15 protein-coding genes are annotated in these 11,752 nt (G+C 44.3%); 12 read left to right on the forward strand and 3 right to left on the reverse strand.

Annotation, left to right across the window (positions count from 1 at the left end):
• Window positions 1-34 precede the first annotated feature (34 nt).
• The 4 genes from HW45_RS26910 (at window position 35) to HW45_RS26925 (ending at window position 2,879) form a co-directional block, all read left to right on the forward strand.
• The gene (locus HW45_RS26910; protein ID WP_006074713.1) at window positions 35-406 is read left to right on the forward strand and encodes a hypothetical protein; all 372 of its coding nucleotides are present in this window, start codon (window positions 35-37) and stop codon (window positions 404-406) included.
• 861 nt (window positions 407-1,267) lie between these two features.
• Window positions 1,268-1,888 carry a lysoplasmalogenase gene (locus HW45_RS26915; RefSeq protein ID WP_038231113.1) on the forward strand — a complete coding sequence of 207 codons (621 nt, stop codon included), beginning with the start codon at window positions 1,268-1,270 and terminating at the stop codon, window positions 1,886-1,888.
• An 89-nt stretch (window positions 1,889-1,977) separates the two neighbouring features.
• Window positions 1,978-2,214: a YecH family metal-binding protein gene (locus tag HW45_RS26920; protein WP_038231115.1), complete on the forward strand. Its 237-nt coding sequence runs from the start codon at window positions 1,978-1,980 to the stop codon at window positions 2,212-2,214.
• A 77-nt stretch (window positions 2,215-2,291) separates the two neighbouring features.
• Window positions 2,292-2,879 (forward strand): YhgN family NAAT transporter, encoded by a 588-nt coding sequence (locus HW45_RS26925; protein ID WP_006074717.1) that lies wholly within the window; start codon window positions 2,292-2,294, stop codon window positions 2,877-2,879.
• A 30-nt stretch (window positions 2,880-2,909) separates the two neighbouring features.
• Here the strand turns inward: HW45_RS26925 and HW45_RS26930 are convergent, their stop codons facing one another.
• Window positions 2,910-3,215 (reverse strand): DUF1145 domain-containing protein, encoded by a 306-nt coding sequence (locus HW45_RS26930; protein WP_006074718.1) that lies wholly within the window; start codon window positions 3,213-3,215, stop codon window positions 2,910-2,912.
• A complete protein-coding gene (gene rsmD / locus HW45_RS26935) occupies window positions 3,212-3,856 on the reverse strand; it encodes a 16S rRNA (guanine(966)-N(2))-methyltransferase RsmD (RefSeq protein ID WP_031497060.1) in 645 nt (214 codons plus the stop codon). The genes HW45_RS26930 and rsmD overlap by 4 nt, the downstream gene beginning before the upstream one ends.
• Window positions 3,857-4,062: 206 nt before the next feature.
• Here rsmD and ftsY point away from each other — a divergent pair, with 206 nt between their 5' ends.
• The 6 genes from ftsY (at window position 4,063) to glpG (ending at window position 9,760) form a co-directional block, all read left to right on the forward strand.
• Window positions 4,063-5,295, forward strand: coding sequence for a signal recognition particle-docking protein FtsY (ftsY, locus tag HW45_RS26940; protein WP_038231116.1), 1,233 nt, complete (start codon window positions 4,063-4,065; stop codon window positions 5,293-5,295).
• Window positions 5,296-5,360: 65 nt separating this feature from the next.
• Complete coding sequence (gene ftsE / locus HW45_RS26945; RefSeq protein ID WP_038231118.1) at window positions 5,361-6,032, forward strand: cell division ATP-binding protein FtsE; 672 nt, start codon at window positions 5,361-5,363, stop codon at window positions 6,030-6,032.
• Window positions 6,022-6,978 carry a permease-like cell division protein FtsX gene (gene ftsX / locus HW45_RS26950; protein WP_006074723.1) on the forward strand — a complete coding sequence of 319 codons (957 nt, stop codon included), beginning with the start codon at window positions 6,022-6,024 and terminating at the stop codon, window positions 6,976-6,978. Before ftsE ends, ftsX begins: the two co-directional genes overlap by 11 nt.
• Before the next feature lie 301 nt (window positions 6,979-7,279).
• Window positions 7,280-8,134: an RNA polymerase sigma factor RpoH gene (gene rpoH / locus HW45_RS26955; RefSeq protein ID WP_038231119.1), complete on the forward strand. Its 855-nt coding sequence runs from the start codon at window positions 7,280-7,282 to the stop codon at window positions 8,132-8,134.
• Between the two features lie 469 nt (window positions 8,135-8,603).
• On the forward strand, window positions 8,604-8,924 hold the full coding sequence (gene glpE / locus HW45_RS26960; protein WP_006074964.1) for a thiosulfate sulfurtransferase GlpE: 321 nt from the start codon (window positions 8,604-8,606) through the stop codon (window positions 8,922-8,924).
• 2 nt (window positions 8,925-8,926) lie between these two features.
• Window positions 8,927-9,760, forward strand: coding sequence for a rhomboid family intramembrane serine protease GlpG (glpG, locus tag HW45_RS26965; RefSeq protein WP_038231121.1), 834 nt, complete (start codon window positions 8,927-8,929; stop codon window positions 9,758-9,760).
• A gap of 10 nt (window positions 9,761-9,770) precedes the next feature.
• Here the strand turns inward: glpG and HW45_RS26970 are convergent, their stop codons facing one another.
• Complete coding sequence (locus HW45_RS26970) at window positions 9,771-10,178, reverse strand: flagellar basal body-associated protein FliL (protein ID WP_038231123.1); 408 nt, start codon at window positions 10,176-10,178, stop codon at window positions 9,771-9,773.
• A gap of 159 nt (window positions 10,179-10,337) precedes the next feature.
• On the opposite strand from HW45_RS26970, the gene HW45_RS26975 reads away from it, so the two are divergent.
• Complete coding sequence (locus HW45_RS26975; protein WP_031494467.1) at window positions 10,338-10,877, forward strand: chorismate lyase; 540 nt, start codon at window positions 10,338-10,340, stop codon at window positions 10,875-10,877.
• Window positions 10,877-11,734, forward strand: a complete 858-nt coding sequence (gene ubiA, locus HW45_RS26980; RefSeq protein ID WP_038231124.1) for a 4-hydroxybenzoate octaprenyltransferase — start codon at window positions 10,877-10,879, stop codon at window positions 11,732-11,734. Before HW45_RS26975 ends, ubiA begins: the two co-directional genes overlap by 1 nt.
• Window positions 11,735-11,752: the final 18 nt, after the last annotated feature.

The raw sequence follows: 11,752 nt of genomic DNA on the forward strand, positions 1-11,752 counted from the left end.
TTTCACATTTTTGCTGGTTGTGGGAGGGATGCTTATGTCTGACATTGAAAGTGTAGTGTTGCGAACGAGACGCTTAGAGAAGTTATTGAGGCAGCAATATCGTGCTGATGGAAAAGGTTTGCATCAACTTGTCTCAAGCTGTGAAGAACGGCTGCCGCATGATGTCATTAGCAAACTGAGATATATTGCCACTATCCGCAATAAAATAGTCCATGAAGATGATTATGAGCTAGACGATAAATCTGGTTTCATGAGAGCTTGTGATGAGTGTGAACAGGAGTTAACCCCGAGGAGCAGCCGATTTATTTGGCGCACAGCCATGTGGCTGATGGCACTGATCACGTTGCTTGCGATGGGCTTTTACTATGTGCACTGGGAAAAAGTGCTCCATATCTTATCTAAGTAAATAGTTAAAATGAAAAAGGGACGCGAAAGCGTCCCTTTTTTTGTCTTTCTAGCGTTGGCTAGTAAAGAATCGGCAGTGTCATTAATCCAACCACGACGGCTATCATCACTAGACCCTGCTTCTGAGAAGATGAAATCATAACACTGCTCCTTTCTTGAATTCCTATCTTGTTAAACAGAATAGCACTGTTTTTTAATGTTTGGCAAGTTAGAAAGTAAATATCTTCTGTTTTTTGCAGTTTTCTTTCCATTAACTAGCGATTAATGGTCAATAAAACAGTGTATTTTCGTAGCTTTAAATCTGTTCAATGTGGTGTTTTTGGTGGTTTGTTGCTTTTAACTTAATGATATTAAAGAAAAAATATAGATCACAAAATTGATTATTATTAAAGCTTTGGATTATATTGCCTTCGATCGCTTTGTTTGGCCTAAGTGAGCTTTGTGTTGGTAAGTGGTCAGGATGTTGAAGAAAATCTTGTTCAGTGAGAGTGAGGGGCGAAAAATTCTTAGTATAAGAGAAGAAAAGTTGCAATTTGAACGATAGTCAAAGTGCAGTGGACTCTTGATTGTTATCTTTTAAGTATTGAAATATAAAGATATTAGTAAATTTTCGTTTCATAGTTCTCTTCGCTGATTTTAGTTCATTAGTGGAAACTGACTTCCGATCTCTATGTTAAAGGGAAAACGTTTGCTTTTGTTTTTTAGCTAATGATTAACAAGAGTCAGTTCATTTTCGATGATCTGGCCCACTGTCAACGGCAATCTTATTTAATTTAAAGCAAGTCCAACTTTTCAACCTTACTACTGGACAGCAAAAGTGAGCTCCATACACTGGCGTGGATAACAAGAATTAGGTGTGTGTATGTGGAGTTGGCTGGCGATAGCTTTATCGTGTTTGCTGTTTATTTTTGCTGTAGAAAAAGGCGATAAGTCTCGAAGTGTGCTTTTTAGCGCTTTGACTCATAGTTTACTAATTGTGCTGTTGGCTACTTCAGGTTTAGAAACCAAGTATGAGCTTTTGGTGCTACTGGGGTTAGTTGTCTTCTTATTTAGTGATGCTTCTGGTCAATACACTCGGTTTGCCAAGCTTAGTTTTGTTGGGTATCTAATTGCTCAATCTCTCTATGGCTGGGCTATGTGGGGGCAGGTGAATAGCCAATTTGTGCTGTGGTTGCCCGCTTTGATGCTATGTCTCGCTATAGTCACCTTTTTTCTACTGTTACCTCGCCTTGACTCATTTCTGGTTCCCGTGACCGTGATGGGCATTTCTTTAGTGCATTTAGTGTGTGCTGCGGGTGAAGCCTGGTTGGCACAAAGTGGCATGTCATCTTTATTAGGCTTCTTGGGAGCGCTCACCATGGTTCTATCTGCCATGTTATTGGCGTTAGATAAATATCGTTTTCACTCGCGCCGTGCGCGCTATGCCATCTCTGGCAGCTATTATTTAGCTCATGCGTTAATCGTGGCTTCTGCGATTAGCTAGTACAAAAAAGTGTGCGATTGAGGTAGATCATCACGGAAGGGGTCACTTTAACGTTAATATTCAATCGTTGATTTAATGAGGACTACCAAATGACCGCTGCTATCCATGCTCATAAAGTGCTTAATCTGTTACGTGAACAACCAATGACACGCGAACAGTTAGAACAAACCGTTATCGAGCAATTTGGAACTGAAGCTCGTTTCCGCACTTGCAGCCGTGAAGGCTTTGACCTTGATTCGCTGTTGGCCTTTTTTGTTGAAAAACAGAAAGTGATTGAGAATCAGGGAGTATGGGAGCTAAACATCGAGAGAGTTTGTTCTCATTAGACGAGATTGTTTCGACTAAAAGACGACAACTAAGCCTGCTATACTTCACGAAAATCTATCGTTAGCAGGCTGTATTCATGGATATACTCTCCGCGGCGACCATGTTGTTCCTCATCATGGACCCGCTCGGCAATCTCCCTATTATTCTTTCCATCTTAAAACATCTAGATCCGAAACGAAGGCGGAAAGTTCTAGTACGCGAGTTATGCTTCGCTCTACTCATTCTGATGTTGTTCCTTTTTGCGGGGCAGAGCATACTGACTTTCCTTCATGTTAAACCAGAAACGCTGAGTATCTCTGGTGGTATCATTCTATTTATCATTGCGATAAGAATGATCTTCCCACAGGCGGGTAGTGTGGCTGGCTTGGCGGCGGGTGACGAACCGTTTATTGTTCCTATGGCTATCCCGATGATTGCTGGGCCTTCAGTGATCGCCTCCATTCTGTTGTTATCAACACAAAACCCCGACAGTCTGACGGACCTGTCGTTTGCAGTTCTCATCGCTTGGGGCGCTACTTTCTTTATTTTGATGTTCTATAGCTTCTTCCATAAGTTGTTAGGAGAAAGAGGTCTGAAAGCGGTCGAGCGATTGATGGGCTTACTGCTCGTTATGATTTCGACACAGATGTTCTTAGATGGGATAAAGAGCTACTTGGGAAGTTAAAAAAGAAAAGCCGCATTCGCGGCTTTTCTCTTATTTGTTTTCAGTATCTTCTGCTTTATCGGGAGCAGGTCCCATCATGTGTTTTTGTCTAATATCGAGCAGAGCGAAAATACCGAACGCTAGAATAGAGTATTTTTCCCATGTGCCTAGCTTGAGCTTGTCACCAAAGGCGCCAAGGAAAATGGCCATCTGCACACCATGCATTAAGAACAGAAAGGCTGTCATGATATACAGCGCTATCGCACCTTTTCCTGGGAATGGATGGAAAATATTCAGTATCAATACAAACCAAACAAATCCAAAGGCGATCTTCGCCAGCATTAACAGTGCTTTCATTTTGTTTCCCTCTCAAATAATCGATAACAAACCTGACCCGCCGTTTTTTCTTTTAATGGATCCCAGTGCTCTGGGATGACGTCGATTTGTAATTCTTTTTCCGTTTCAATATAGACTAACGCATTGTCGGCAAGCCAACCATTATCTTCAAGTTTTTGAACCACTTCTGGTAGCAAGCCTTGACGAAATGGAGGATCAATAAACACCACATCGTGTGGTTGTCCTGGTTGGTCTAAAAAGCTAAGTGCATTGCCGTGATGGGTGACGATATTGTCTGCCTTAACAAGCGCTACATTGCTGATAATTTGTTGGTAAGCTTTGTCGTTGAGCTCAATCATAGTAACTTGCGCGGCTTGCCGAGAAGCCGCTTCAAATCCTAAGCTGCCTGAGCCAGCAAAAAGATCTAATACCTTCGCGTGTGGAATATCTTGCGCTAACCAGTTAAACACCGTTTCTTTGACTCGATCGGTGGTTGGACGGAGTCCTTCTGCATCGTGAACCGGCAGTTTTCGTCCGCGCCACAGTCCGCTAATAATGCGCACACTCCCCATTGGTGCCTTACCCCCGCGAGTGGCGCCTGAACGAGATGTCGTCTTCTGGGACGGTTTTTGTGATGGAGTTTGCTTGCGACGTCTAACCATAGATTTTTTGACCGACAATTAAGTGTTACTATAACGGGCTCATTAAAGAGCTTAATTGGATAAGTGACGAAGTGTACCAATCTCTGACAAAAGTTTTCACTGCTTTGTCGCAATTATTTTTTGCATCGCTTGTCGTAAATAGATAGCGTTTTAAGCAAATCCGAATTTAAGACCATTTGAAAAGACAGTATTCAGGATAGTTTCAGATGACAGAAAAGAAAAAACGCGGGTTACTCTCGTGGCTTGGCTTTGGTGATGAAGAGCAAGCACCGCAAAAACAACAAGAGACATCTGCTGACGTTGAAACCGAACAACCGCAGCAAGAAAGTAGTGATGTTGAGGTCACCGCAGAAACAGCACCTGAAACGGTAGAGCAGGAACCAACAACTGCGGAAGAGGTTGCAATACCCGAAGCGGAAATCAACACTGAAAAAGCAGAAGCAGAAGCAGAAGCAGAAGCAGAAGCAGAAGCAGAAGCAGAAGTGATTGCTCGAGTTCAAGAGCAAGAGAAGCCAACTGAGAGTTTCTTTGCGCGCCTAAAGCGTAGCTTAAGTCGCACAAAAGCCAATATTGGTGCAGGTTTCTTTGGCTTATTCAAAGGCAAAGAGATCGACGATGAGCTGTTTGAAGAGCTTGAAGAGCAGCTGTTAATTGCTGACGTTGGTATGAACACCACGGTTAAGATTATTGATAGCTTAACTGAAAAAGCCTCTCGCGCTGATCTTAAAGACGGTGAAGCACTGTATGGTCTGCTTAAAGAGGAAATGGCAGAGATTCTAAGCCATGTAGAGAAGCCTCTTGAAGTTGATAGTACTAAGATGCCTTTCGTTATACTGATGGTAGGGGTCAATGGTGTTGGCAAAACAACCACCATTGGTAAGCTTGCTAAGCAGTATCAAGCCCAAGGTAAGAAAGTCATGCTGGCTGCGGGTGATACTTTCCGCGCTGCAGCGGTTGAGCAGCTTCAAGTATGGGGCCAGCGCAATGACGTACCGGTTATAGCTCAGCATACTGGCGCGGATAGTGCGTCAGTAATTTATGATGCTATTGAAGCCGCAAAAGCGCGCGGCGTTGACGTTGTGATTGCTGACACCGCAGGTCGCTTACAAAACAAAGCCAACCTAATGGAAGAATTGCGCAAGATCGTCCGTGTTATGAAGAAGATTGACGAGTCGGCACCGCATGAAATCATGCTAACGCTAGATGCTGGCACCGGTCAAAATGCGATTAGCCAGGCGAAACTGTTTAGCGACGTAGCACCGCTGACGGGCATTACGCTGACGAAGCTAGACGGAACCGCGAAAGGTGGGGTTATCTTTGCCTTAGCTGACCAGTTCCAAATCCCAATCCGCTATATTGGTGTGGGCGAAGGTATTGACGATTTGAGACCATTTGAAACACAAGACTTTATCGACGCACTGTTTAGCCGAGAAGACTAAGTAAAACTCAAGGGATGCGCAGCATCCCTTGTCAAAAATAGGCATCCAATCAGGGGAATGATTCGGTGATCAAATTTGAGCAAGTGAGCAAGGCTTACCGCGGTGGTAGACAAGCGTTGCAAAAAGTGGATTTTCACCTTCGACGCGGCGAAATGGCGTTTTTAGGCGGCCACTCTGGCGCAGGTAAAAGTACGCTACTAAAACTGATCTGTGCGATTGAACGACCAACCGATGGTCGTATCCTATTTAACGATCACGACATCAGCCGTTTGCCATCAAAGGATATCCCTTTCCTTCGTCGTAACATTGGTATCGTATTTCAAGATCATCGATTACTAATGGATCGCAGTGTATTTGATAACGTGGCGTTGCCAATGCGTATCGAGTCTATCTCTGAAAATGAAATCAAGCGTCGAGTTTCCGCAGCACTAGATAAAACGGGTTTATTGGATAAGGCCAAATGTCTGCCGAGTCAGTTGTCCGGTGGTGAGCAGCAGCGTGTGGGTATCGCGCGAGCGGTTGTGAACCGACCCACTATGCTATTAGCAGATGAGCCTACTGGTAACTTAGACCCTGAATTGTCCAACAAAGTGTTAAAGCTATTTGAAGAGTTTAACCGCGCAGGCGTGTCCATTTTGTTGGCGACGCACGATATCCATTTGGTTCGCTCCAGACCTCAATATCGTTACCTTGAACTGAACCAAGGATTCTTAAGTGAGGTCAGTGATGGTGTTTAAGCGTAAAAATAGCAAGCCAAAGAAGCACCGTTTAAAGTCGGATAATTTCTTTACTGTGCATTGGAAGCAGGCAAAAGCGTCTTTAGTAGAGATGTGGCAGCGTCCATTGGGTAACATTCTAACTCTGGCGGTTATTTCTATGGCGCTAACCATGCCAGCTTGTCTTTACCTGCTAGGTAAGAACGTCGTGGCAGTGACCTCTAACGTGGCGAGCCAATCGCAAGTCACCGCGTTTATTTCCGTCGGTGTGCCAGATGCAAGAGTGTTGGTACTTAAAGACGCAATTGAAGGTTGGGAAGAGGTCAGTTCGGTTAAGTACATTACGCCGCAAGAGGGTTTAGCTGATCTCAGTGAGCACTCTGGTCTGGATCAGGCTCTGAGTTTGCTTGACGGTTATGCGCTTCCTGGGGTGCTTACCATTATTCCAGTGAATGCCGACGTACAGACTGACCGAGACTTAGTAGCTAAACTGCGTACTCAAGAAGAGATTACCGATATTCGCCGCGATGAAGATTGGTTGAGTCGATTTGATGCAATCAAAACCTTAGCCTCAACATTAGTCGTGACGTTATCGGTGCTGATGTTGGTTTCTGTATTTTTGATTGTGGGCAATACATTGCGCTTTAACGTATTAGCCAATAAAGAAGCCATTCAAACCATGAAATTGATTGGTGCGACCGATGCTTATATTTTGAGGCCGTATCTCTATTCAGGTATGTGGTTTGGGTTGTTAGGTGCGGTTGTTGCTTGGTTGTTGACGGCGTTGATTACTGTCCTACTCAATAGCGCTGTGACCGACCTTGCTACTCTGTATGATAGTGATTTCCGACTCCTTGGCCTCGGCTGGGACGAGACCTTGCTAATCCTGATGCTCGGACTATTCTTGGGGACAGGCGCAGCAAGAATTTCAGCTAAGCGTCACTTAAAAGAAATTGAACCGGTCTAGAAAACTCAGGTCAGAATATTGATTGAGCGGCAAAGCTGCTCAATCCTGACGCAGAGTGTAACAATTGTTCGCTTGTACGTGACTATTAATAATTATGTAGTTATTCAGTGAGATAGTGGGAGCTCAGTCCCATCTGGGCAGAAAATACCTATTAATGAATGAAATTTAATCGGCATTTACCCTTGTTTAGACCAATTGATTATGCATAATTACTAACCCCTTCTTGAATCTCAGCCTATTAAGGTTCAGTATTGATGGATTGAGAAGGTGTTAATCCCACTCGACACGAATGAGGAAGTGAATGGCAAACCAAGCGTATCCAATGGCATTAGTGACACAAGATAGCCTTGATGGCTACATCCGCTCAGTCAACAGCTACCCAATGCTGACGGCTGATGAGGAGCGTGAACTAGCAGAGCGATTACACTATGATGGTGAAATAGAGGCAGCGAAAGGGCTGATTTTGTCTCATCTACGATTTGTTGTTCATGTTGCTCGTGGCTATTCTGGCTATGGGCTTCCTATGGCTGACTTAGTTCAAGAAGGCAATATTGGTCTGATGAAAGCTGTGAAGCGCTTCAACCCTGAAGTAGGGGTAAGACTGGTATCTTTCGCGGTGCATTGGATTAAAGCGGAAATCCATGAATACGTATTACGTAACTGGCGTATTGTGAAGATTGCGACGACTAAAGCTCAGCGCAAACTGTTTTTTAACCTACGTAAGTCGAAAAAACGCTTAGGTTGGTTCAACAATGGTGAAGTAGAAACGGTAGCAAAAGAGCTGGGAGTCGAGCCATCAGAAGTCAGAGAGATGGAATCACGTCTCGCGGCTCAAGATTCAACGTTTGAAATGCAAAACGATGATGACGATACCGGTTCATACACTGCTCCTGCGCTCTATCTTGAAGATAAGAGCTCAGATCTCGCAGAAGACTTTGAAGCTCAGAACTGGGAAACTCACACCAATAACCGTTTAGGCCACGCGCTTGCGACGCTTGATGAGCGTAGCCAACATATCGTGCGTTCTCGTTGGTTGGATGACAACAAATCTACGTTGCAAGATTTAGCCGATACCTACGGTGTGTCTGCGGAACGTATTCGCCAGTTAGAAAAGAACGCAATGAAGAAACTTAAGGCAGCCGTCGGCGAGTTTTAAGCTTAGTTTAAGCAGAATAAATGATTAAGGCCGAGATCGAGAGATCTCGGCCTTTTTACTTTTGATCAGAGAATCAAAACGATCGAATTATGTGATCACATTTTTCACTTGTGCTCTGTGGATAAGTCTGTGACAAAATTATTTACCAACTGTCAGAAAGCAGCGACAAACGGTCGATTGAAGCGCTTTTGGTACTGGGGATACCTTTTGCTTTACACACAGATAGATCAAGATCATACCTAGATGTTGTGGATCGTTGGATCTAAAAGCACCTTATCAACGCAATCCACAGAGTTACACACAGATGGTGGTTTTTTAAGCTTAAGTGGATAACCTTATTGATTATCGGTACTTTGACAACACTGAATAGTGATACTATCAGACGTGAAATAACAACGTATAAAAAGCATCGAATCCAAACTAAATTTGATAGTGATTGGTGCACAAAGAAAGTGAAGGTTTAGACTCTATGGAGCAGTTTCAACACATCGATGTGGTCAACGCACATCAACTACTGAGCAGTGACTCAGAAGCACGATTGGTGGACATTCGTGATATTCAGGCATTTACCGTGGCGCATGCCTCGGGTGCATTTCATCTTACCAACGACAGCATTGTTGATTTCATGCAGCAAGTGGAGTTTGAGTCGCCAGTGTTGGTTATGTGCTATCACGGCATCAGTAGCCAAGGTGCGGCGCAATATTTGCTAAACCAAGGTTTTGAGCAGGTATATAGTGTTGATGGTGGCTTTGAGGCTTGGCAGCGCGCCGAATTACCAATAGAGAAATAACTATGATTAGATTGATCACGATTCAAAACCCGAGAATGGGTCAGGCATTTATCGATTATATGGCATTGAGAAAGATTGATGTACAAATGATGCCAGAAGGAAGTGGTCAATTTGCCTTGTGGCTGATACATAGTGAAGACCAAGTCGAGGCGGAGGCCGAACTCAAGCAATTCCTGACCGAACCTAATCATCCGAAGTACCAAGCCTCTTCTTGGGACATGGCAGAGACGCGTCAGAATAAATTCCATTATCAGACACCTAGCTTTATGTCGCTGCTTAAGGCAAAAGCTGGCGTGGCGACTTTGAGTATCATGCTCATCTGTTCAGTGATTTTTATCTTGCAGCAGCTTGGTTGGGGGGAAGCGATCTTTGCATCTTTGCATTTCCCTGCTCTCGACGGACAGCAATGGCAAATCTGGCGTTGGTTTACTCACGCACTGCTGCATTTCTCGGCATTACATATCATCTTTAACTTATTGTGGTGGTGGCAGCTCGGAGGCGATATTGAGAAACGTCTTGGCTCTGTGAAGCTTATTGAGATATTTTTGATATCGGCTGCGGTGTCTGGAACCGGACAATACTGGGTTGAGGGAGCAAACTTTGGCGGTCTGTCAGGCGTAGTTTATGCGTTGGTGGGATATCTTTGGATGCTCACTTGGAAACGACCTGAGCTTGGTCTCATCATTCAAAAGCCGATCGTAGGCTTTATGTTAGTTTGGCTTATTCTCGGTTTCTTCCAACCTTTCTTGGCGATTGCCAATATGGCGCACTTAACTGGTCTAGTAAGCGGTATCGTATTAGGATTGGTGGACAGCCAGCGTTTGAAAGCGCGTTAGGCTGCGCTTCCTATTGGTATAAGTATTTGGTAAATAAAAGGTCGGCGATGACGGCCTTACCGGTTTCTGCTAACAGTAGGTTATTGAGATTCTCAACTAAGGCGTGACGAATTTCTTCTCGACCAGCCAGAGATTTGATGACATCCGCATTTTGACGACCGAGTAGCTCTACAACCGCATCACGAATAAGTGGTTGATGGTGTTCAATAATAACAAGGTCGCTGGCATCTGCGACCATAACGTCGATTCGTACTTGAACATAACCGAGTCGCTTGCCTTCAGTATAAAAGTTCGTCGTCAACTCTGGTTCTAAAGTGAAATAAGCGAGGCTAGGAGCAGTAGGATCTGCCGAAAGAGCAGGGAATGTGACAGTCAAGCCCATGATAAGGAAAAACTGGCTTAGGTAACGTTTACGCATATTTCTCTCTTCCTAACTCCATTTAGCCGATATTCCATAAGCCTAATTTTGTTACAATAGCACGATACAACTAGAGTTTATGGCCTCTTCGAGTGGTACAATACGCCATTCAGAAGAATAATGATTGTACGCCTTAAGCGCGTGTTATTGAATAGCAAAATGAATGATTCAGTTTTCGATTATCTGAAAGTATTAAGCCACGCTCAATGGCAATCTCCAGAACAGTTTCGATTTACCAATGATAATGTCTTGCAATGGTTAACAGAGCAGGGCTCTTTGTCACATAAATTAAGTGCTCATTGTGATCACTTCGCAGTAGAAGTGGTGCGCAACGAAGCCAGTACTCCACAATGCATGTCTCATGAAGAAGTAGAGTTACTTGATCACGAAGCCTGCTGGCTACGAGAGGTGGTGCTATCAGGCGATGATGTACCTTGGGTCATCGGTCGCACGTTGATGTCGCTCGATGCTATGGATAGAAGCCAATACGACATTTCACAACAAGGAACTGTACCTATTGGGGTCACCGTTTTTTCAAGCTCAGATACTAAGCGTGATGCGCTGCAAGTTGCCATGATCTCGACTCCGCAAGGGGACTTGTTTGCTCGTCGTTCTCGTTTGTGGGTCTCAGGACATCCAATATTGGTCGCGGAGCTTTTTCTTCCCGACTCGCCGGTCTATAACATGGAGAGTGAATAATGACCTCGGCAAAGGCAAAAGCCTATTGGCAGTTAATGCGAATGGACAAACCCATCGGCTCGTTACTGCTGCTCTGGCCAACACTTTGGGCGCTGATTCTTGCGGCCGAAGGGATACCAGATTTGCATGTATTAGTGGTCTTCTCATTGGGAGTGATCATGATGCGCAGTGCAGGTTGTGTGATTAATGACTTTGCAGATCGTAAGGTGGATGGCCATGTAGAACGCACCAAACTTAGACCGCTTCCAGCAGGTTTGGTGTCATCAAGAGAAGCCATAGCGCTGTTCCTTTTCCTCGCTATTGCGTCGTTTATCCTTGTATTGACGATGAATACTCTGACGATACAGCTGTCGTTTGTTGGTCTATTTTTAGCGTTTATTTATCCATTTATGAAGCGCTATACTCATCTACCGCAATTGTTTTTAGGATTGGCGTTCAGTTGGTCGATTCCGATGGCGTGGGCTGCACAAGCAAATGAGCTGCCACCTATGGTTTGGTTTGTCTTTGTGATTAACGCCCTTTGGACCATTGGCTATGATACTCAATACGCCATGGTTGATCGTGACGATGACTTAAAAGTAGGGATCAAATCGACGGCAATCTTGTTTGGTCGCCGAGACAAACTCATCATTGGTTTATTGCAGTTTGCTACATTACTCATGCTGTACACATTGGGTGGATGGTATGAACTCGGTGCAAGTTTTTATTGGAGTTTGCTGGTGGTTGGGGCATTGTTTGTTTATCAACAATGGCTCATTAGACAACGTGAGCGAATGCCGTGCTTCCAAGCTTTCCTCAATAATAACTATGTGGGTATGGTGGTGACGATCGGTTTGCTAGTAGCATTTTGGCCGTAGCAAGATAGAGAATAGAAC

Source organism: Vibrio sp. ER1A (assembly GCF_000733315.1).
Lineage (GTDB): Bacteria > Pseudomonadota > Gammaproteobacteria > Enterobacterales > Vibrionaceae > Vibrio > Vibrio mediterranei.